The sequence below is a fragment of the Streptomyces rubiginosohelvolus genome (assembly GCF_014649875.1).
Taxonomy (GTDB): Bacteria; Actinomycetota; Actinomycetes; order Streptomycetales; family Streptomycetaceae; genus Streptomyces; species Streptomyces rubiginosohelvolus.
Window position 1 is genome coordinate 977,860 of record NZ_BMTW01000001.1, and the last position, 20,451, is coordinate 998,310.

20 protein-coding genes are annotated in these 20,451 nt (G+C 72.2%); 10 read left to right on the top strand and 10 right to left on the bottom strand.

Features of this window, described 5'->3' with window-relative positions; all coding sequences use genetic code 11:
* Positions 1 to 29: 29 nt before the first annotated feature.
* Positions 30 to 713 (bottom strand): hypothetical protein, encoded by a 684-nt coding sequence (locus tag IE134_RS04680; RefSeq protein ID WP_189429662.1) that lies wholly within the window; start codon positions 711 to 713, stop codon positions 30 to 32.
* Between the two features lie 148 nt (positions 714 to 861).
* Between IE134_RS04680 and IE134_RS04685 the strand changes: the two genes are divergently transcribed.
* Positions 862 to 2,289, top strand: a complete 1,428-nt coding sequence (locus IE134_RS04685; RefSeq protein ID WP_189429664.1) for an FG-GAP-like repeat-containing protein — start codon at positions 862 to 864, stop codon at positions 2,287 to 2,289.
* A gap of 91 nt (positions 2,290 to 2,380) precedes the next feature.
* On the opposite strand, the gene IE134_RS04690 is transcribed toward IE134_RS04685, so the two are convergent.
* Positions 2,381 to 2,767, bottom strand: coding sequence for a hypothetical protein (locus IE134_RS04690; RefSeq protein WP_098893824.1), 387 nt, complete (start codon positions 2,765 to 2,767; stop codon positions 2,381 to 2,383).
* 420 nt (positions 2,768 to 3,187) lie between these two features.
* Between IE134_RS04690 and IE134_RS04695 the strand changes: the two genes are divergently transcribed.
* Positions 3,188 to 3,901 carry an ArsR/SmtB family transcription factor gene (locus tag IE134_RS04695; protein WP_229823314.1) on the top strand — a complete coding sequence of 238 codons (714 nt, stop codon included), beginning with the start codon at positions 3,188 to 3,190 and terminating at the stop codon, positions 3,899 to 3,901.
* A 113-nt stretch (positions 3,902 to 4,014) separates the two neighbouring features.
* Here the strand turns inward: IE134_RS04695 and IE134_RS04700 are convergent, their stop codons facing one another.
* The 3 genes from IE134_RS04700 to IE134_RS04710 all read right to left on the bottom strand — a co-directional run bounded on the left by IE134_RS04700 (position 4,015) and on the right by IE134_RS04710 (position 6,971).
* Positions 4,015 to 5,184: an HTTM domain-containing protein gene (locus IE134_RS04700; RefSeq protein WP_107501762.1), complete on the bottom strand. Its 1,170-nt coding sequence runs from the start codon at positions 5,182 to 5,184 to the stop codon at positions 4,015 to 4,017.
* Positions 5,177 to 5,752 (bottom strand): DUF5819 family protein, encoded by a 576-nt coding sequence (locus tag IE134_RS04705; protein ID WP_306471734.1) that lies wholly within the window; start codon positions 5,750 to 5,752, stop codon positions 5,177 to 5,179. The genes IE134_RS04700 and IE134_RS04705 overlap by 8 nt, the downstream gene beginning before the upstream one ends.
* Positions 5,753 to 5,921: 169 nt before the next feature.
* A complete protein-coding gene (locus tag IE134_RS04710; RefSeq protein WP_229823319.1) occupies positions 5,922 to 6,971 on the bottom strand; it encodes an ice-binding family protein in 1,050 nt (349 codons plus the stop codon).
* Positions 6,972 to 6,981: 10 nt separating this feature from the next.
* On the opposite strand from IE134_RS04710, the gene IE134_RS34025 reads away from it, so the two are divergent.
* Positions 6,982 to 7,290: a hypothetical protein gene (locus IE134_RS34025; protein WP_229823322.1), complete on the top strand. Its 309-nt coding sequence runs from the start codon at positions 6,982 to 6,984 to the stop codon at positions 7,288 to 7,290.
* Positions 7,291 to 7,468: 178 nt separating this feature from the next.
* Here IE134_RS34025 and IE134_RS04715 read toward each other — a convergent pair whose 3' ends face one another.
* Positions 7,469 to 8,992: a helix-turn-helix domain-containing protein gene (locus IE134_RS04715; protein ID WP_189429933.1), complete on the bottom strand. Its 1,524-nt coding sequence runs from the start codon at positions 8,990 to 8,992 to the stop codon at positions 7,469 to 7,471.
* Positions 8,993 to 9,386: 394 nt separating this feature from the next.
* Between IE134_RS04715 and dnaN the strand changes: the two genes are divergently transcribed.
* Positions 9,387 to 10,535, top strand: a complete 1,149-nt coding sequence (dnaN, locus tag IE134_RS04720; RefSeq protein WP_189429668.1) for a DNA polymerase III subunit beta — start codon at positions 9,387 to 9,389, stop codon at positions 10,533 to 10,535.
* A 67-nt stretch (positions 10,536 to 10,602) separates the two neighbouring features.
* On the opposite strand, the gene IE134_RS04725 is transcribed toward dnaN, so the two are convergent.
* The 3 genes from IE134_RS04725 to IE134_RS04735 all read right to left on the bottom strand — a co-directional run bounded on the left by IE134_RS04725 (position 10,603) and on the right by IE134_RS04735 (position 13,401).
* Positions 10,603 to 11,670, bottom strand: coding sequence for a CU044_5270 family protein (locus IE134_RS04725; protein ID WP_030722051.1), 1,068 nt, complete (start codon positions 11,668 to 11,670; stop codon positions 10,603 to 10,605).
* Positions 11,667 to 12,329 (bottom strand): RNA polymerase sigma factor, encoded by a 663-nt coding sequence (locus tag IE134_RS04730; RefSeq protein ID WP_189429670.1) that lies wholly within the window; start codon positions 12,327 to 12,329, stop codon positions 11,667 to 11,669. The genes IE134_RS04725 and IE134_RS04730 overlap by 4 nt, the downstream gene beginning before the upstream one ends.
* Before the next feature lie 181 nt (positions 12,330 to 12,510).
* Positions 12,511 to 13,401 (bottom strand): glycoside hydrolase family 19 protein, encoded by an 891-nt coding sequence (locus IE134_RS04735; protein WP_030722057.1) that lies wholly within the window; start codon positions 13,399 to 13,401, stop codon positions 12,511 to 12,513.
* Positions 13,402 to 13,639: 238 nt separating this feature from the next.
* On the opposite strand from IE134_RS04735, the gene IE134_RS04740 reads away from it, so the two are divergent.
* Together IE134_RS04740 and IE134_RS04745 are read left to right on the top strand one after the other, a co-directional pair.
* Positions 13,640 to 14,593 carry an aldo/keto reductase gene (locus IE134_RS04740; protein WP_030722060.1) on the top strand — a complete coding sequence of 318 codons (954 nt, stop codon included), beginning with the start codon at positions 13,640 to 13,642 and terminating at the stop codon, positions 14,591 to 14,593.
* Positions 14,594 to 14,657: 64 nt separating this feature from the next.
* The gene (locus IE134_RS04745) at positions 14,658 to 15,902 is read left to right on the top strand and encodes a serine hydrolase domain-containing protein (RefSeq protein WP_098019021.1); all 1,245 of its coding nucleotides are present in this window, start codon (positions 14,658 to 14,660) and stop codon (positions 15,900 to 15,902) included.
* A gap of 52 nt (positions 15,903 to 15,954) precedes the next feature.
* Here the strand turns inward: IE134_RS04745 and IE134_RS04750 are convergent, their stop codons facing one another.
* A complete protein-coding gene (locus tag IE134_RS04750) occupies positions 15,955 to 16,569 on the bottom strand; it encodes a TetR family transcriptional regulator (protein WP_098893831.1) in 615 nt (204 codons plus the stop codon).
* A gap of 121 nt (positions 16,570 to 16,690) precedes the next feature.
* Between IE134_RS04750 and IE134_RS04755 the strand changes: the two genes are divergently transcribed.
* The 4 genes from IE134_RS04755 (at position 16,691) to IE134_RS04770 (ending at position 20,381) form a co-directional block, all read left to right on the top strand.
* Positions 16,691 to 17,806 carry an IS701 family transposase gene (locus IE134_RS04755; protein ID WP_229823324.1) on the top strand — a complete coding sequence of 372 codons (1,116 nt, stop codon included), beginning with the start codon at positions 16,691 to 16,693 and terminating at the stop codon, positions 17,804 to 17,806.
* A gap of 115 nt (positions 17,807 to 17,921) precedes the next feature.
* A complete protein-coding gene (locus IE134_RS04760; protein ID WP_030722072.1) occupies positions 17,922 to 18,365 on the top strand; it encodes a MarR family winged helix-turn-helix transcriptional regulator in 444 nt (147 codons plus the stop codon).
* A 271-nt stretch (positions 18,366 to 18,636) separates the two neighbouring features.
* Positions 18,637 to 20,124 carry an AMP-binding protein gene (locus tag IE134_RS04765; protein ID WP_179887913.1) on the top strand — a complete coding sequence of 496 codons (1,488 nt, stop codon included), beginning with the start codon at positions 18,637 to 18,639 and terminating at the stop codon, positions 20,122 to 20,124.
* Complete coding sequence (locus IE134_RS04770; RefSeq protein ID WP_030722079.1) at positions 20,121 to 20,381, top strand: acyl carrier protein; 261 nt, start codon at positions 20,121 to 20,123, stop codon at positions 20,379 to 20,381. Before IE134_RS04765 ends, IE134_RS04770 begins: the two co-directional genes overlap by 4 nt.
* Positions 20,382 to 20,451: the final 70 nt, after the last annotated feature.

Here is a 20,451-nt window from a genome sequence, read left to right on the forward strand (position 1 = left end):
ATCGGGTCTGAGGCCGCCCCCGGCGTGCGTCAGGTACCGGCTCCGCCGTCCAGGAGCCAGTGATAACGCATCCGCATGGCCCGCTCGGTCGCGCCGATGGCCGCGCCGAAGCCGAGCGTGACGTTCAGCCATATCGGCAGCCGCAACGGCGACTCGAAGGTGCCCAGCGAGTCCGCGATGGCCGGGATCTCGGAGATCGGCTGCGCGGCCTGGAGCAGGTTGAGGCCGACCCCGATGACCAGGAACACCACGGACACGACCCCGATGAGAGCGCTGGCACCCGGGTGCTGACGGGCGAAGTTCATGCGCCGCCCCTCCCCCGAGCGGGGGTCGGGGACAAGCCGCGTCTCCCTGCCGTCGTCCGCGACGAAGTGGCAGCGGCGCATGCCCACTTCGCTCCGGCGGACCTCGATGGTCCCGCCGGGGACGGGGAAGCGGGCCGGGAGCTTGGACTCGGCCTCGCAGAGCCCGTCGCGGTACAGCCGGGCCCGGACCACGCCCGACTCGGGGTCGCCGCCGTGCTTGACCTCCACCGTGTACGTCGCGGAGAGGCCGCCGCCCACCGGCAGCGCGATCGAGAGGAGCGAGCGCCGGGTCATCTGCCACCAGCGGAAGGGCTTCAGCGGCTTCCCGTCGCCCGGCTTCACCCGGCGCTCAAGTCGTCGGTCGTTCCAGCTCAGCCCCATGGCGACGCCCTCCCTGATCGTGACCAATACGGTGTGCTACTTGAACCTCCCGACCCAAACTAACACACTGTACTAGTAACTTACGGTGATCAGAGGGCCCCGCGTGACGGACGCACGAGTGCTCGTGGCTGAATACCCCCACACACAGAAGCAACTAGGGGTGGGGGCACCACAGATGACCGGACACACCGCGCGGACCAGACGTTTCGCCGTACTGGCCGCGACCGCCGCGATGACCGTCGCCGCGACCACGCTGTCCGGGGGGACGGCGGGGGCCGCGCCACTGCCGGTGCCGCAGGACATCAACGGGGACGGGTACGGGGATGTCGTGCTCCCCGCCCCGCGCGCCACCGTCAAGGGGCAGGAGTGGGCAGGGGCCCTCGTCGTGCTCTACGGATCCGCCAAGGGCGTCTCCGCCGCCAAGCGGGCCGTGATCACGCAGGCCTCGCCGGGAGTGCCGGGGGCAGCGGAGGCCGGAGACGCCTTCGGGGCGTCGAGCGCCATCGCGGACCTCGACAAGGACGGCTACGCGGACGTCGTCGTCGGATCGCCGTACGAGACGGTCGGCTCCGCGAAGTCGGCCGGCGCGGTGACCGTCCTCTGGGGCAGCAAGAGCGGGCTGGTGTCCGGGGCCGCGCTGCCCACCGCCGCCGAGAAGAACGGGCAGGCGGGCCGCGACGTGGCCGCCTGGTCCGGCCCCGGCAACGCCCAGGTCCTCATCGTGAACAACAACACCACCACACGTCTGACCGGCCCGTTCACGCGGGCGGGCGGCGTCCCGTCGTCCTACCTGCACGAGGAGACGGGGTGGATGCGCTCCGCCACGTACGGCGATCTGAACGGGGACAAGGCCGCCGACCGGGTGCTGGTCACCGGCCGCATGGGAGGGCTCAGCGGCGGCTACGCGTTCGTCAACTCCTCCATGCAGGACACCTCGTTCCGCCGGATGACCGGCGGTGACGGGCTCACCTCGGCCGTCGGGGACGTCAACGGGGACGGCTACGGAGACCTCGTGCTCGGCGACCCCGACGAGCCCAACGGGGACGGACCGTGGGGCCACACCGGCGGGGCGGTGCACGTGTGGTTCGGGTCGGCGAAGGGCGTGGCGTACGACAAGGCACCGATGACCGTCCACCAGGACACGGCGGGGGTACCCGGCGGCGGGGAGGGGTACGACGCGTTCGGGGCGTCGGTCGCGGTCGCCGACCTGAACAAGGACGGAGCGGCCGAGATCATCGTCGGCACGCCCGGTGAGGCGATCGGCAGCACGGGGCGGGCCGGGGGCGTCGTGGTCGTTCCCGGCCGCCGTACGGGTCAGCTCGGGGCGGGCTCGTACGCGTTCACGCAGAACACCGCCGGGGTGCCGGGCGGGGCGGAGACCGATGACCAGTTCGGCGCGACGGTGAGCGCCGGGGACCTGAACCGGGACGGGCGGCCGGAGCTGGTGGTGGGTGCGGCGTGGGAGAACGACCGGGGCGCGGTGTGGGTGCTGCCCGGCGGTGCGTCCGGGCCGCTCTACACGTCGTCCGTCTCCTTCGGCCCCGCCGGTCTCGGGCTGCCGGGAGACATCGGACTGCTGCTGGGCGGCGACCTCCAGCAGTAGCCCTCAGCGCTACAGACACGGGAAAGGCGGCGCGGGGTCCGGTCGAGACCCTGCGCCGCCGCGTGACGTGGCCGCTGTCACTTGGCCCGTGTCACTTGGCCAGCTTCACGGAGTTGATCGGCGTGAAGTCGTAGTCGTAGTACGTGCCGGCCACCTGGTTTCCCCCGCAGTCCGTGCCGTTGGACCCCTTGCACCGGTACGCCTTCGCGCCGCCGGTCTGGTTGTTGAACCAGCGCTTCGTGCCGTACTGGTCGTAGATCTTGTGCGTCCCGTACGAGTAGAAGGCGTGGCTCGGCTTGTCACCGTTCCAGCCCGCGCCCGGGTACAGGCAGACGGCGCCGGACGGACAGCCGTGGATCGTGCCGGCCGCCTGCGCCGCGCCGGCCGTCGCCGTTCCGCCCAGCGTGAGCACGGCACCGGTGGCGAGCGCGGTGGCCGCCAGGGCGGTCCTCGTGATGGTCCCCCGAATCAGACGCATACGCCTTCATCCCCCTTCAGGTCGTACCGGTAGTCCCGGTCGTTCTGGCGTTCGTTCATCGCTCGTTTACGAGCTGCTTCGATGATGGGGAGAACCGTGCAAACGGGTCGAAAGGTTTTCGGCCCACGGAAAACGGATGCGTTCGTTTCGGGGGATTCATGACACTCCGTATCCATTTCACAGCAGACGACCTGGCACGCATCACGGTCACTCCCCGTCCTGACCCCATGTGGGAGTTGGTCAACAGCCTGCACACCCTGCAAGCCCGGCAGACCGCATCCGAGTACGCGCCGTGGCTGCGGCACGTGCGGAAGCGGCTGGCCCGCAGCGACCTGAGGAGCCCGATCCGGCTACTCACGACGCTGGTCCCGCCCCCGGGGGAACTTCCCGGACTTCCTCACTCCGCCCCACAAGGGCGGTATGGAGGTCGCCCGTGACCTCGTGCTCGCCACTCCGGCGAGCCGCCTCCGCGCCGAACTGTCCGCCTGCTTCGGGCAGCGCACGCCGTCCGCATGGCTCCGGCGGCTCGCGGAGGGCGACCGGGCCGCCCGGCAGGAGCTCGACGGCGCGGTCGCCACGTACTTCCGCGAACTCCTGGCGCCCCAGTTGCACGTGATCGACGCCGTGGTGCACACCGACCGCGCGCACCACGGCCAGGACGTGCTGGAGGGCGGGGCCGAGCGGTTGCTGAGCACGCTGTCGCCGTCGATCCGCTGGGAGCCGCCGACGCTGGTCGCCGACTACCCGCGGGACGGCGACCTCCACCTGGGCGGGCGGGGCATCTCGCTGGTCCCGTCCTTCTTCTGCACGGGGCGCCCCATCACGCTCATCGACCCCGGCCTCCCGCCCGTACTCGTCTACCCCGCGAGCCGCCGCTCCGGATCCGCGGACACGCTCGACGGCCTGCCCGAACTGCTGGGGCGGACCCGGGCCATGGTCCTGTGCGCGCTGGCCTCACCGTGCGCGACGGGCGAACTGGCCCGGCGGATCGGGGTGTCGATCGGGACGGCGAGCAAGCACGCGTCGGTGCTGCGCACCGCGAAGCTCGTCACCAGTACGCGCAGGGGCGGCGAGGTCGTGCACGCCCTGACCCCGCTCGGGCGGGAGCTGGCGCAGGGGCGGAGGGGCGGCTAGGCCGGCCAGTCCGTCCGGGCCTCCTAAGCCGCTGCCGGCCTGTTGCCCGAGGCCGCCGGATCGCCGGCCCGCACGCTGCCCGCGGACCACAGGCCCGGCGTACGGTCCGCCCCTCAGGGACGCTCGGGTACGGGGGTTACGGGGCCGCCCTGCTTCGGCACCGTTCCGCGCGGCGCCTCCGAGGCCTCGGGCGCCTCCGAGGCCTCCGGCACCGGCTGCGGCTCGACCGTACGTCCGAGCGCCCTCCGGGCCAGCCTTGCGGCCGCGGCCCAGAAGCGGTCCGGCAGGAACACCGCGTCGGCGATGATCATCGCGCCCGAGAACAGCGGCAGGCCCATGAGCACCGCAATGCCGATGTGCATGCCGAGCAGCATCGTCAGCACCGGGTACTTGAGCCTGCCGAACAGCACGAACGGGAAGGCGACCTGGAGGAGCACGGTCAGGTAGCCGACGACCGCGATGGCGAGCGCCTGCTCGTCCGCCCAGTGGGAGAGCACGGGCCACGGCTGGAAGAGGTCGAGGTTCAGGACGTAATGCAGCGCGGTTCCGGCTCCCCAGGTGCCGCCCTGCACCTTGTAGAGGCCCGCGGCGCCGTAGAGGAAGCAGACCTGGACACCGATCACGAGGAGCCCGCAGTTGTGCACGGCCGTGACCAAGGTGCGGCGTGCGTCGCCGAGCCGCGGTGGGAGGGAGGGCAGCCACCGGCGGCCGGAGGCGCGGCCGGCTCTCCTGGCATCCAGGGACCACCGGCGGCCGGACGCGGTGAGGACGAGGTAGAGCGCCATCAGGAGGACGAGGTTGTCGCCGCCGTCCGTCATGAAGATCGACCGCGCGTGGAACGAGGCGACGACGACGGCGAAAAGCACGGAGACCGCGCGCGTCCGCCACCCCAGCAGGAACAGGACGCTGACGACGAGTGCCGCCGCGTAACAGAGTTCGAAGTACAGGCGGCTGTCGGAGAGGGTCAGCACACTGACCCAGCCGGTCTGGTCGAAGAGCTGCCGGGCCAGGTCCGGGGTCCACGGCGAACCGGGGCCCCAGATCTCGTCGCGGTGCGGGAACTCCCGCAGCAGGAAGACGAGATAGAGCAGGCCGTACCCGATGCGCAGCACCGCGATCGAGTAGAGGGAGAGGGGGCGTTCGGTCAGCAGCGCCCACGCGTGGCGTACCGCGCCCGTCACCCGTACCAGTGGACGGGTCGGGGCGGTGGCCGACTCGGGCGGACGGGTCGAGCTGTTGGCCGGCCCCGGCGGACGGATCGGGTCGTTGGCCGTCTCAGGCATCGGAGGTCACCTTCCACCAGGGCAGGAGCCGTGTCTCGGCGTTCTTCGTGGCGGCGGTTCGGCGGTCGAGGTCCGTGCTGCCCTGAGCGGCGACGGGCAGGGTGACCACCCGGAGCTGGATGTTCTCGAACGGCTTGCCGTCCCGTTCGGCCATGCGGTCGGCGGCGATGTTGCGCAGGTAGCGCTGCATCATGACGGCCCGGTCCGAGCGCGAGAGGTCGTCGCCTCCGTGGAGTTCGGCGTACGACGTCCAGGACCGGCGCAGCATGTTCTGCGAGGTGTGACTGGGGAAGGCGTTGTGCTTGATGTCGGAGGCGTCCACGGCGGTCAGATCGAACCAGTCGCTGACTTGGACGGAGCCGTCCGGGGCGGTGTGCGCGGTCCGCGCGGAGATCTGTCGGTTGACGGAGTCCGGATCCGGTGCGAACAGCCGCCAGTTCTGCTCGAAGAAGGGGTAGATCCAGGCGTCCACCTGGGAGTTGAAGCGCTGCGACACCGTATTCGGCGGCGCCACGTGCAAGAACACCAGGCCGACGTGGGCCAGGGCCGTGGCCAGGCAGAGCGCCACGGCGGTATTGAGGACTCTTCTGCGTACATGTTCCGTCGTGACTCCACCCAGCACGTGCCCCAGCCCCGCCCTGTTCCTTGTCGTCGTCCGTCTCGTGGAAGCGCGCGGCGGGGCAGGAGGACATGCCCCGCCGCGCGCCGGTCAGCCGGCGCGCGTGCCGCGCCGCCGGTCAGCCTTCGTGGTGCCCGGCGCCTTCCGGCTTGTCGCCGTAGCCGCCGTGCTCCTCACCGTGGCCGGGGCCCTGGTCGCCGGGGCGCCCGTCGCCGTAGCCGCCGCTGTCGTGACCACCGGAGTGGCCGCCGGTGCCGCCACCCTTGCCACCGCCGGTGTGGCCGCCCGTGTGACCGCCGGTGCCGCCGCCCTTGTTGCCACCGGTGACGCCGCCCTTGCCGCCGCCCGTGGTGTTGCCGGCGATGTTCCCGGACGTGTTGCCGACGGTGTTCCCCGTGGTGGTCCCGGTGGTGGTCGAGCCGCCCGGAGTGCCGCCGGTCGTGCCGCCCGTCAGAACGCCGCCGAGCACCCCGCCCAGCACACCGCCGGTGCCGCCGGTGGTGCCGCCGGTCAGGACACCGCCGAGCACCCCGCCCAGCACACCGCCCGTGGTGCCGGTGGTGGTACCCGTCGTGGTTCCTGTCGTCGTGCCCGTCGTGGTCCCGGTGGTCGTACCGGACGTGGTGCCGCCCGAGCAGGTGGACCGGGTGATGCGGTTGTTGTCCAGGGTGACCGAGCCGTTACGGGCCAGCGCGCGGCCCTCGATGGTCGCGCCGGTGGTCACGCTGATCGAGGTCAGGGCCAGGATGTTGCCGATGAAGGTCGAATCCGTGCCGAGCGTGGCCGAACTGCCGATCTGCCAGAACACATTGCACGGCTGCGCACCGTTGATGAGGTTGACGCGGCTGGCGGACGCCGTCGTCAGACCCGAGCCGACCTGGAAGACCCACACCGCGTTGGGGTCACCCTCCGCGTCGAGAGTGAGCGTGCCGGTGAGGCCCAGCGTCGAGGACGCCGTGTAGACGCCGGGCACCAGCGTCAGGCCCCCGGCGTCCGGCGGCAGCGCGGCGTCCGTGGCCTGGCCCGCCGCGTTGTTGTACGCCACCACCAGGTCGGACTTGGCCTGGAGCGCGACCGCGTTCGCCGAGTGCTGGACGCCGTTCACCAGGCCCGGCGGAAATCCGCTGATGGCCGTTCCCGGGCTGACGCCGACGTCCCCAGTGATCACCGTAGGCCCGGTGTTGGTAACCGACTCCCCTGCCAGCACCGCGAAACTGTCCGCCGTTCCGAGCGGCACCGGCGTGGCGATGGCGAACGCCGGTGACGACGTCACCGCGACCATCGTGGCAGCGACCGTCGCGGCGAGCGCGGCCGTGATCCAGGAAGAAACAATGCGCCGAACTGCAAGGTCAGATTTTCTGAGCTTCAACAGAAATCGACTTTCTGTGCGAGGCGGCGACTTCCGAGCCGTTCACGGTTTCCCGGAAGCCCTCGTGTTGTCGGCAGCACATTACGCACAGAAACACCCTGAAAGTCCGGAGAAATGACGCTAAATACGACGCTCTTTTCCGGGACGATCAAGGAGAACGCTTTTTTCGCACTACAGAATCCTTTCTCCGGAAGGATTCCCTCCGAACGCACGAACCGAATGGAAAACAATGCGTCACGCGTTCCTATCAATTACCGGAATTCGCCGGCCGCCGCCCTGTCGTCCCGTGGCGGTTCCTACGCCGCCGTCAGGTCCCGGGACCTCAGCGCCAGCCACAGGTCGTAGCGGGCGCTCGGGGGGCGCAGCAGCGAGCGCTGGAGCACCGTTTCGAGCCGGGTGAGGCGCTTGCGGGCGCCGGGTACGGAGATGCCCAGCTCGGCGGCGGCAGGTCCGAGGCGGCCCTCGCACCGCACCCAGGTGCGCAGGGTCTCCTCGGCGCCGAGGACGGGGGCCAGTTGCTGGTCCGCCCAGTCGCGTACGGCGGGGCGGACCAGGATCGCGTCGAGACCGCCCGCCGCCTCCGACGCAGCGGAGGCCGACGTACCGGAGGCCGACGATCCGGAGGCCGGCGATCCGGAGGCCGGCGATCCGGACTGCGCGGGCTCGGGGGTGCACGCCGGGGCGGGGGTGGAGCGGACGCGCAGGGCCAGGTCGAGGGCGGCCTGGTCGGCCAGCCGGTGCAGGTCGAGGCCGAGCAGCTCGCCGATGAGCCGCAACCGGGCGGCGAGGGTGTTGCGGTGGACCTTGAGATGGCCGGTCGCGTGCGACGAGAACGCCAGCCAGGAAGCGGCCGTGGCCAGCAGCTCCTGGCTCCCGGGGTCCTGCGGGCGGCGCGGAACATGGGTCAGGAGCGGGTTCAGCAGCTCGTCCGCCCACCGGCGGCCGGCCGGTCCGACGACGAGCGCGGGATCCGGCGAGACCCCGAACCGGGCGTGCCGGGCAGGCAGTTCGCGGGCGACGGCCAAGGCGTGGAAGGCCTGGCGGTAGCCGGTCGCGGTGTCGGCCAGTGGCACGGGCTCGCTGACGCCCACGACGCAGTCGCCCACCCGGGCGGCGACTGTCTCGTCGGTCGGGACGGCACCCGGCTCCGGCTCCTTCGCCTCCGCGGGCATGACCAGGATGAGGTGGCGGGCGTAGACGGGGCACCGCACGATCCAGGAGCGGCCGCCGTCCGCGTCCACGCAGACCCGGGCCACCTCGTCGCGACCGCCGCCGGAACACTCCACGACGCACACCCGCACCGGATCGGGGAGCCGGGGGCGCAGCGCACCGGCGACCTGCTGGGCGATGGAGAGCTGACCCGTCATCAGCAGGTGCAGCACCGCCTCACGGCCCCGGGACTCGGCGAGGTCCACCCGGCGGCGCTTGCGCTCCAGCGTCTCGGCCTGGAGGCACAGGGACAGCGGGAGGACCACGTCGGCCAGCAGCGTGGCGAGCCCGGTGGCCACCGGCCGGGGCGTGACGACGGCGAGCACGGGGCCGGTGTCGTCACCGACGCCCGGAGGGAAGACGCTCAGGGGGAAGAGCAGGGCGGTGTACGCACCGGTGTCCACGGCATACGCCTGTACCCCGCGCTCGGTGAGGGCGCTCGCGCCCTCGGCGACCAGCCCCGCGACATCGGGCACCATCGCCCCCGCCGTACGGGCCGCGGCGTGCAGCACCGTCCCGTCCGGCCCGACGAGCCCGGCCCAGCCCTCGGCCCGCCCGGCCAGCCAGCGCAGCAGCCCGGCCGTGCCGCCGGTGCGGGCCAGCCGGTGCATCCGCAGAAGATCGTCCGCGCGCTCCCCTGATCGCATCCATCCCCCGTTCCGCCCAGGACACAGCCGTGTCGCCGGTGACCGGGCCATTCTGACTGTGCGGACCGATACCCCGGCGGCCGTCCCGATGGGCGTATTGAATCTCCCGGTGCCCCTACCCCTCGATCTATCGTCCGAACGTGTTCCGGCACGTCGGGGGACGACGGGGGAGGCCGGAACACGGTACGCGGGAACGCGGCGGCAGCGGCTCACGGGGGTGGTCGCTGTCGCCGGTTGCCGCGCTCCCTGGCGTGTTACCGCGCTCCCGGGCGTGAGAGCTGCGCTGTGGGCGCGCCTGATTGTCAGTGGTGCCTCGTAACGTCGGACGCAGGAGTCGGCCTACGGAAGAGGGCACCCCATGGAATTTCGCATCGAGCGCAGCGCCCTGACCGAGGCCGTGTCCTGGGCGGCCCGCGTCCTGCCCGTGCGCTCGCCCGTTCCCGTACTGGGCGGACTGCTGCTGGACACGGATGCCGGATCCGGGGACGGGACCGGGGCCGGGCGGCTGCGGATCTCCGGGCTGGACTACGAGGCGTCCGCGCGCATCGACGTGGAGGGCGAAGTCCTGCGGCCCGGGAAGGCGCTCGTCATGGGGCGGCGGCTCCTGGACATCTGCAAGGTGCTGCCCGACGGGCCCGTGGAGTGCGCGGTGGAGGGCTCGCGGTTCACGGTGTCGGGCGACGGGGCCCGGTTCGGCCTCTCCGTGCTGCCGCTCGACGACTACCCGGCGCTGCCCCCGCTCCCGCGGGTGCGGGGCGCGGTGGACGCGGAGCTGTTCGCGGCGGCGGTGGCCGATGTGGCGGTGGCGGCGGGGCGCGACGACACGCTGCCCGTGCTCACGGGGATCCGGCTGGGGCTCGACGGCGACACGATGACGCTCGCCGCGACCGACCGCTACCGCTTCGCCGTGCGGACCCTCCCGTGGAAGGCGGCCGCGCCCGGCGAGAGCGCCGACGTCATCGTCTCCGCCCGCCGGCTCACCGAGATCGCCCGCTCGCTGGGCCGTTCCGGGCTGGTGAGCGTCGCCCTGGACGCCGGTTCGGCGGGCTTCGAGCACGCGGGCATGCGCACCACCGTACGGCTCCTGGAAGGCCGACTGCCGCGCCACGAGAAGCTGTTCGCGCTGGAGGACCCGGCCGTGGCGGTGGTGGACCGGGCCCGGCTGACGGAGGCGGCCAAGCGGGTCTCCGTCGTCGCCGACGGGGACAGCCCGGTCCAGATGACGTTCTCCCGCGCCGACGCCTCCGTGACGCTCCGGGCGGGCTACGAGGACGACGTGGCCTCCCAGCGGCTGCCGGCCACGCTGGAAGGGGCCGAGGAGCTGACGGTGGCCTTCAACCCGGCGTATCTGGCGGACGCGTTGGCCTCCTTCACCGGTCCTGCCCTGCGGCTCCAGCTGCTGGGGGCGGGCCAGCGCGCGCTGATCACGGACGGGGCGCCGACGGACGGGGCGGGCCCGGACACGCACCGGCATCTGCTGATGTCGGTGCGGCCGCAGTTGGTGTGACGGGGTCGCCCGCTGTCCGTCCTTGCCGCCGTCCGTCCTGCCGCTGTCCGTACCCGCCGCGCGGGTGTCAGTCCTGCGGCCGGACACCCGCCTCGTCGACCACCGCCGTCTCGATCACCGCGCTGTCACCGAGGAAGTCGCCCTTCTTCCCGTACTCCGTGTCCTTCGTCAGGTGGCTGCTCCAGCCCAGGTAGGACAGATCCTCCGGGTCGAAGACCCACTCGGTGCGCACGCCGGAACGCTCGTCGTCGCGGGCGATGCCCACGCCCTTGCGGCCCAGGGCGTCCACCGCGTCGGGGGCCTCGGTGACGCCGGGGATGAGCGCGGCCGCCTTGTAGAGCGCGGCGGCGGTGCCGGGCGGCAGGATCGTGTCACCGATCAGGCCCCCGATCGCCTCGAAGAGAGCCTGGTCACGGTCCTCCCCCTCGAACTTCGGGGTGATCTCGGAGAGGTAGTCCAGCAGTTCCTGCGGATCGGTCGGCAGGGTGGCCAGCCAGCGGTAGGTGGGCCGGTGGAGGCCCGGCCGGGTGCCCTCGCTGTCGCCCAGCTCGGCGTTGATGGGCAGGGTTTCCCCGTGTTGACGGCTCAGACCGAGCTTCTTCTGCGGGCCGGGCTTCTGCGAGTACCAGGTCTCCGACTCCTCCAACGGCTGGACGAGCAGCTTGCCGGTCGTCAGGTCGACGTCCCGGCCCGTGCCGCGTGTGTAGACGAACTGGTCGTCGCGGACCGGCAGGGCCTCGCCCTTCCCCGCCGCGTCCGAGATGCGCAGGAGCACCTGGGACACCGACCGGGTCTCCCCCGCGGAGCCCGTGCCCGCCGGGCCGCCGTTCTGCGCGGCGTACCCCAGGACCAGCGCCCCGGCCACGGCCAGCGCGGTGGCGGGCGCCAGGAAGGAGGGCCGCAGCAGGCGCGACCGGTCGGGGCGGCCGGCTCGCTCGCGGGCGCGGTCCTGGGCGTCGGCCCCGGTACGGCCCTGGGCGCGGGCGGTGTCGTCGTCGATCAGGTTCATCAGGCGTTCCCTGTGGTGCTCGTGACGGCCCGGCGGAAGGTCGGTCCCGGGGGCGGGCGGCAGCAGCCGCGCCAGTTCGGCGCGCTCGGCCGCGTACGCTTCGCGGCCGTTGTCGGTGCCCGTCATCGCGATCCCCTCTCGCTCGGCAGGGCGACGATCGCCGCCCTGCCTCCTACCTCTCCGCGGCCCCGGCCGGGTTCCCGCGCTTCCCGCTCTTTCCGCTCTTCCTGCGCTTCCTGTGCGAGCCGTTCGCCCGTCAGCGCGCGCAGCCGCTTCCGGGCCCGGGAGAGCCGCGAGCGTACGGTGCCCACGGGCACGCCCAGCGCGTCCGCGGTCTGCTCGTAGTCGAGCCCGGCCCAGACACAGAGCGCCAACACCTCCCGCTCGGGCCCCCGGAGCCGGTCGAGCACCGCGCGTACGGCCGCCAGCTCCCGCTGGTGGTCCAGGCGCTCGGCGGACGCCTCGGCGAAGTCGGCGGTCTCCTCGGGCTTCGGCTGCCGGGCCAGGAAGGCGAGCCGGCGGCCGACCCCGCGGCGGTGGTTGCGCGCCCTGTTGGTCGCGATGCCCAGCAGCCAGGGCCCGAGCGGCGCGCCTTCGGCGCGGACCTGTTCGCGGGTGCGCCAGGCGGCGAGGAAGGTCTCCGACATCACGTCCTCGGCGGCCGAGAGGTCCCCGGTGAGACGGGCGGCGTGCTGGTGGACGGTGCGGGCGTACCGGTCGTAGAGGTCCCCGAAGGCCTCCCGGTCACCGGCCCGGATCCGCTCCCGTACTTCGTTGTGTTCCACGCCCTGTACCTCTCCGGGACCTGCGCCCGGTTCCCGTGGCCCGCGTCACATCCGGGGTCGGCGTCTCACGACGATCGTGCCAACCGGGCCGCGGACGCCGAAACGGGGGGTGCGTTCCGGCTCTCGCCGGACGCACCCCCCGCTCGGGTGGGGTTCTCAGGCCCTCACGAGGACCTTCGGATCAGCAGCTCAGGTTCGAGCCGGTGGTGGTGCCGAGAACCTGGGTGAACTGCGTGAACTTGTTGATCCGGCTCTGGACCTGGGCCGGGTTGCCGCCGTTGCACTCGATCGCGCCGTTGATGGAGCGGATCGTCTCGCCGAAGCCGGCGTTGTTCACGATGGCGTTGTGGCCGGTCATGGTGCCGGGGCCGGACTGGGTGTTCCAGTACCAGAGGCCGGTCTTCCAGGCGATGGCGGCGTTCTGCTCGACCAGGTAGGGGTTGTTCAGCAGGTCGATGCCGAGGGCGTCACCGGCGGCCTTGTAGTTGAAGTTCCAGCTCAGCTGGATCGGGCCCTTGCCGTAGTACGCGGACTGGCCGGCCGGGCAGCCGTAGGGCTGGCTCGCGTCGCAGTAGTGCGGGTAGTTCGCCTCGTTGACTTCCTTGATGTACACCAGCCCGCCGGTCTCGTGGCTGACGTTGGCGAGGAAGGCGGCCGCCTCGCGCTTCTTGATCTCGTCGGAGCCGGTGTTGGCGAAGGCCGGGTAGGCGCTGAGGGCGTCGGTCAGGCCCTGGTAGGTGTAGAAGGGGTTCCGGTTCGGGAACATCTGGTTGAACTGGGCCTCGCTGACGACGAATCCGTTGCTCTGGCCCGGGTCCTCACCGCCCCCGCCGGTACCGCAGGCGCCCTTGTCGGCCCAGACGTCCGACGAACCCGGACGCTCGTTCTGGGTCCACCACTTGGCCGTGTAGTTACGGCCGTTGTACGAGACCGAGCCACCGTTCGTGTAGACGGCGGAGGAGCTCCAGGCCGTGGCACAGGTGGCGGCCTGCGCGGTGGCGGCGGGAAGCACGACGAGCGCCGCGACGACCGCGCCGAGCGCGACCAGCAGGCTCATGACACGTCGGATCACGTGAACACACTCCTTGAACGCGGCGCGCCGTCCGGCCGTGCGCCGCTGTGGGGGTGCCCGACACTCAACCGAGAATGGTCTGGACCTGTCAAGGTCTAGACCAGTATTCGTGACAAGCCGCCGGACTTGCCGAAGTCGTCGAAGGTCGGCAAGTAGGAGCGGAATGCTGTGCTCCGGCTTCCCGGGCTGCTGCCATGAGGGGGTCACATTCCTCTGTGGAGAAGGGGGTTCGCCCGGGATGCGGACCACAACGATGGGCAGGGACGGACCGGTCGTCGGCCGGTTGGGACTGGGGGCGATGGGCCTCTCGTACCGTTACGCCCCCGGCCTGAGGGACCGGACCAAGGCGGTGTCACTCGTCCAGGAGGCGGTCGACCTCGGGGTCAATCTGGTCGAGACGGCCGACGCCTACGCGGACGGCGAGAACGAGCGGCTGATCGGTGAGGCCATCCGCGGCCGGCGGGACGAGGTGGTGCTCTGTACCGGCGGCGGTCTGCTCGGCAACCCCGACGGGGTGCTGCGGCCCGCGGGCGGCCCGCAGGCGCTGCGGGACGCGGTCGACGAGAGCCTGCGCAGGCTCGACGTGGACCACATCGACCTCTATCTGCTGCGCCGGATCGACCCCGCCGTCCCGCTGACGGAGAGCTGGGGGGCGCTGGCCGAGCAGGTCTGGGCGGGCAAGATCCGGATGCTCGGGCTGCCCGTCGTGACCGTGGAGCAGGCCCGGGAGGCCGAGGCCGTGCACGAGGCGTCCGCGATCGGCGCCGAGGTGTCCCTGTTCACGCGGTGCGGCCTCGACGACGTCGTCCCGTACTCGGTGGAGCGCCGGATCGCCCTGCTGGCCGGTGCGCCGCTCGGGCGCGGTCTGCTGACCGGAGCGTTCTCCCGCCCCGAGGACCTGCCCCCGGGCGACTGGCGGCACACCCAGCCGCGCTTCGCCCCACGGGCCATCCGCCACAACCACGCCCTCGCGCAGGCCGTCGCCCAGGTGGCGGCCCGGCACGAGGCCACCCCCGCGCAGATCGCCCTGGCGTGGCTGCTCCGGCTCGGTGACCACGTGGTGCCGCTGCCCGGCACCCGGGCGTCGTACCACCTCGCGGAAAACCTCGGCGGGGACCGTGTCCGGCTGACCGAACAGGACCTGACCGACCTGGAGTTCCTGCCCTATCCGGCAGGCTCCGCAGAGGTGTGAGCCGGCCCCGGACCCACCCGTGCACCGCTGCCCCTGACCCTCCACCACTTCTGGAGTTCCTGACATGACGACCTCACTGGTACGGCAGGTCCTCCCGCGGCCCCGGCCGCGGGCGGCGACAACCGACGTCCACGGCACCACGGCGTCCGGGTTCGCCTCGGTGCGCCACTTCTTCGAACGGGCCTGCCGGGAAGCGGGCCCGCCCAGATCCCAGGGAGCCGCGCTCGCGGTCGTCCGGGACGGTGAACTGGTGGTCGACCTGTGGCAGGGCACCGCCGACCCGGTCACCGGGACTCCGTGGACCGGCGACACCCTCGCACCGCTGCTGACGGGCTCCCACTCCGTCCTGGCCACGGCGGTCCTGCTCCTCGCCGACATGGGCGCTCTCGCCCTGGACCGGCCGGTCGCGGAGTACTGGCCGGAGTTCGCGGCGCGCGGCAAGAGCGCGGTGACGCTGCGGGACGTGCTGACCTTCACCGCCCGGCTCCCGGCCATGGAGGCGGGGCTCGACCAGCGGGACGTGGAGAACCCGCGCATGATGGCCGCGCTCCTCGAACTGCACAGCCAGGAGGACGACCCCCGTGCCGGGGGCGTGCTGCACGGCCCGTGGACGGCGGGGTGGATCGTCGCGGAGGTGGTCCGCCGGGTGGACGGCCGCGATCTCGACCTGTTCTTCCTGGAGGAGATCGCCGGGCCACTGGGCCTGGACGTCCACTTCGGCCTCGTACCCGACCAACTGCCGCACACCGCACGTATCTCGTACGGGGCGGACTTCCGCTCCCGTTTCCCGGCCCCGGACGGCGGCCAGGACAGCGGCGCGGCGGACCTGTGCGAGCGGGTGTGGAACAACCCGTGCCCTTTCCCGGCGGACGCCGGGGTCTGGAGCGAGAGCCGGCGGCGCTACGCGCTCATCCCCTCCCTGGGGGCGTACGCGTCGGCCCGCGGCCTGGCGCGACTGCAGGGCGTCCTGGCCGCCGACGCCGTACGGGCTCCGGGCGAGGAGCCGCTGCTCCTGTCGCGCCGCACGCTCGACCAGGCGCGGAGCTTCTGGGTCGAGGGCCTGGACCCGCTGCTCGGCGGGGTCAGCGCCTACGGCGAAGGCGGCCTCCAACTCCTCGACGACGGGCTGCACCCGGCCGTCCGCTCGGGCGCCTTCGGCCACCAGGGCCCCGGCGGGATCGCCTGTCAGTCCTGGCCCCTGGCCCGGACCGGCGCCGCCTGGGTCCGCGGCCGGCTGACGGCGGGCCCGGGCGCCCGGCTCCTGGACGAGGTGGCCGACGCGGTGGACCGGACGCTGCGGGCGAGGTGAGGAGACCGCCGGGTCACCGGCGGGAGCGGCGTGAGACGGACCCCGGCCGCCGTCAGGCCGGGGACCGTCCGCTCTCCGCCTGCGGGGACTCCCGGCCGTCCTGGCCGCCTCCCTCATGCCGATCCGCGGCGAGGCCGTGCAGGACGACGTCCCAGACGGAGTCCCGGGCCACGGGCGTGCCGTGGGCGGCCATCGCGCCCTCCGCCAGGTGCGCCAGCATGACCTCCGCCTCCTCGGGCGCGACGCCCGGGCGGAGCGACCGGGCACGGTGGGCCCGGTCGAGGAGGGCACGGAGGACGGGCAGCCAGGTCTCGGCCAACGGCGGTGCGCTGTCCGGCGGATCGGCTTCCAGGCGGCGCACGGCGCGGACGAAGCGGTCCTCGTGCGCCAGCCGGGCCAGTGTGCCGATCAGGGCCCGCAGCCCTCGTAACGGGTCCGCGGCGGGGGCGAGTTCCGCCAGGGAGCGGCCGAAGCGCGCACGTCCGGTGACGCACACCTCCTCGGCCAGGGCGGTCTTGTTCCGGAAATGGAAGGTCAGAGCACCGATCGAGGTCTCGGCCCGCCCGGCCACCCGCTGGAGGGAGGCGCCCTCGTAACCACGCTCGGCGAACTCCTCGGCCGCCGCCTCCAGCACGGCCTGACGGGTCTTGGCCGCCCGTTCCTGCATGCGCCTTCTCCTTGAACCTCGGCAAGTCGTCACTCTCCCCCCTCAGAAATATAACGAACATTCTCTATGTTTGTTAGTCTGCTCAGCGACGCTCACCTGGGAGGGACTTGCAGTGACGACGATGCACGAAACGCCCGAGATGGCGACGGGCCGAGCGCTGGACGACCTGTCCCGCCTCCTCTTCGGCCCCTTGCACCGCTCCGACCAGCAGCGCTGGGGGCACGTGTACTTACAGGGCCTGCTGCGCACGCACGGCAAGAAGACCGTGCGCCGCATGGCGGCCACCGTGACCGGCTCCGAGGCGACGTCGTCGTCGCTGCACCAGTTCGTGAACGCCAGCCCCTGGGAGTGGGCCCCGGTCCGCGGCCGGCTGGCCCGCTGGGCCACCCGGTCGCTGCCGGTGCGCAGCTGGACCCTGGCACCGACGGTGCTGCCCAAGCGGGGCGACCACTCGCCCGGCGTGCACCAGCGCTTCCTGCCGGAGCCGGGGCGCACCGTCAACTGCCAACTGGGGCTGGGCCTCTTCCTGAACACCGGGCAGGCGCACCTCCCGGTCGACTGGCGGCTCTTCCTGCCGCCCCGGTTCCTGCAGGACCCCGCCGTACGGGACCGGGCGAAGATCCCCGCGACGGCCCGGCCGCAGTCGCTGGGGGACCATGCCCTGCACCTGGTCCAGGAGATGACGTCCTGGACGGACGGGGAGACCGCCCCCGTGGTGGCCGACCTGACGACCCTGTGCGACATCGCACCGCTGGCGCGGCGACTCCAGGGCAGCGGGCACTCCTTCGTGCTCGCCATCCCGGGCCAGACCGCCATCGGCGGAGCCGAACTGCCGCCGGGAGAGCGGCCGTCGGCGCGTGCGCTGCTGGCGCGCCACGGAGTACGGCACCCTGCGGGCGCGGGCCGCGGGATCATCTCGTACGAGACGCCCGTGCACGGACTCCGCCCGAGCGGCGAGAACACCCGGGGGCCAGGCCGGCTGCTGGCCGAGTGGGACGCGGACGCGGGGCGGCCGGGCCGGATCTGGCTGACGAACATCACCGACCGCCATCCGGCCGAACTGCTGGAGCTGGCCCGCTCACCCCAGGGCGCGCGGTCCGCGGTCCGGCGCATGGGCGAGGACTTCGGCCTGCTGGACTTCGAGGGCCGCTCCTTCCCCGGCTGGCACCGGCACATGACGCTCGTCTCGGCCGCTTACACGTGCGGCCTCCTGGAGGACACACTCCCTAAAATTTAATTGCGCATACAAGTAAATACCGGACCAGAGTCCTTCTCGCGGGCACCGACACTCCCCAGATGATTGCATGGGCATGTATCTTGTTGGTATCGCAGTCGAGAAGGGGAGCCGTTCCATGACGATCAACCAGCAGCCACGCGCCGCCTCCGATCAGACCATGTGGGAGGCCGTTCTCGGCCTGCACGCCTTCGTGGAACGCCAGCTCGCCCACACCCTCCAGCGCCGCTACGGGGTCGGCCTGTCCGAATACCGGGCCCTGGAGACCCTCCACCAGGCCGAGAAGGGCGAGTGCCGCATGCAGGAGCTGGCGGACCACATCGGACTGGGCCAGAGTTCGGTGACGCGCCTGGTGGGACGGCTCGACAGCGCCGGCTACGCCTACAAGGACAACTGCGCCGACGACAAGCGCGGCGTGTTCGCCGTCATCACCGAGGAAGGCCGCAAGCGCTACCAGGAAGCCCGCGCCACGTACGCCGACGTCCTCAGCTCGGCCCTCAACACCGCGAGCGCCGACGCCCAGCTCGCCCGGGCGGTGCAGGCGCTGCGCAGCGCCGCCTGACGCGTCCGGAGCGACGGCGGGAGGCGGTCGGGGCAACCCGGCCGCCTCCCGCCGTCTTTTGCATGTTCGGGCTTCCCGCGAAGCCGACAGGGGTGTGGCCTGGATCACGCGAACAGTCAATCTATTTGCTTGACCATGCAAACAGAAACCCATAGGTTCTCTCTCGTAGCCAGATCTCGCGGCCTCGCAGCCGGATCTCGCAGTCGGACCGTGCGGCTCGATCCCACGGCCGGATCCCGCCGTGAGATCGCCCATCCACCGAGGGGGACCGTTGCCATCGCCTCGCCTGTTACAGGCCTTCAGCAGACACGTACGGGAACAGCCCGGCAGCACCGCGCTCGTCGCCTCCGGCGAGCGGGTCACCTACGCGGAGCTGGAGCGGCTGACCCGCCGCGCCGCCGCAGACCTGGACGGCGCCGGCTTCGGATCCGTCCGCGCCCTGTGCGTCCCGGCCCACAAGTCGCCGGAGACCATCGCCCTGCTGCTGGCGGCCTGGCGCCAGGGGATCAACACCCTGGTCCCCTCCCCCGGCCTGGGCGCCGCCGCCCTGGCCACGCTCACCGCCCAGGCCCACGGCCCGCTGACCGCCACGGCGGTCCCCGGAGGCGGGGTGACCCTGTCGCGGGAGGAGACCGACCCCTCGGCCGCGGACGGCTTCAGCATCCCCGACCCCGCGGAGTCGCTGCTGACCCTCACCACCTCCGGGTCCACCGGCGTACCCAAGCTCGTCCCGGTCCGCACCGAGGCCTTCGACCGGTTCGCCGACTGGGCCACGGGGAAGTTCGGGCTCGACGCCTCGACCCGGGCCCTGAGCTTCTCACCGCTCAACTTCGACCTCGCGCTCCTCGACGTCTGGACGGTCCTGGAGGCCGGCGGCACGGTCGTGCTGGCCGACGCCGGGGCGAGCGGGGACGCCGGCTACCTGCGCGAGCTGGCCCTCGACAACGAGGTGACCCTCGTCCAGGGCGTGCCCCTGCTGCACCGGCTGCTCGCCTCGGACGGCGCCCGCTACCCGGCGGTCCGTACGGTCGTCTTCACCGGGGAGGCCGTCTCCGAGCAGGGGCTGCGGGACACGTTCGCCGCCTGCCCGGGCGCCCGCTTCCACAACGTCTTCGGCTGCACCGAGACCAACGACAGCTTCATCGAGGACATCGACCCGGTCGCGTACGTCCATCCGCTGCCCATCGGCACCCCGATCGAGGGCACCGACGCGGTGCTGCTGATCGACGGCCCCGGGGGCAGCGAGGTCCTCCAGGGCCCCGGCACCGGTGAACTGCTGGTGCACACCCCCTTCCAGACCCGCGGCTATCTCGAACAGGCCCGCAACGCCCGCGCGTTCATGCCCGACCCGCGCGGCGGCGGCGCCGTGTTCTACCGCACCGGGGACCTCGTCCACCGCGACGCCGACGGCCGCCACTTCCTCCAGGGACGCACGGACTTCCAGGTCAAGGTGCGCGGCGTGCGCACCAACACCCTGGAGGTCGAGACCGTCCTCGGCGCCCACCCGGACGTCGTCGAGGCCTGTGTCGTCGCCCTGCCCTGCCCCGAGGCCGGCAACCGGCTGCACGCCGAAGTGGTGCGCCGGGACGGGGCCTCCCTCAGCTCGCTGGGACTGCGGGCGTACGCGGCGAAGCACCTGCCGCGGCACGCCGTGCCCAGCTCGGTCGGGCTCGCCGGCACACCGCTGCCGAAGACCCCGACCGGCAAGCCCGACCGTAACTCGATCAAGAACACCCGACTGAACGGAGAAACCTCATGAGCACCGCTGCCGCCGACCCGATCCGCGCCTACATCGTCAGCGAGTTCCTCGCCGGCGAGGACGCCGAGGACCTGACCGACGACTTCGACCTCATCGAGAGCACGGTCGTCAACAGCCTCGGCCTGGTCCGCCTCATCTCCTGGATATCCGAGACCTACCGCATCCCCGTCGACGACATCCCCCTGGAGCCGGCCGCCTACCGCACGCTCGCGGACATCCGCGGCTTCGTCGAGAAGGCCGCCCCGGCCTCCGTCTGACCCCCACGGTCCACCGCAGCGCCGCCCTCCCCCCACGGTCCAGCACACGTCCAGAACACAACGATGACAG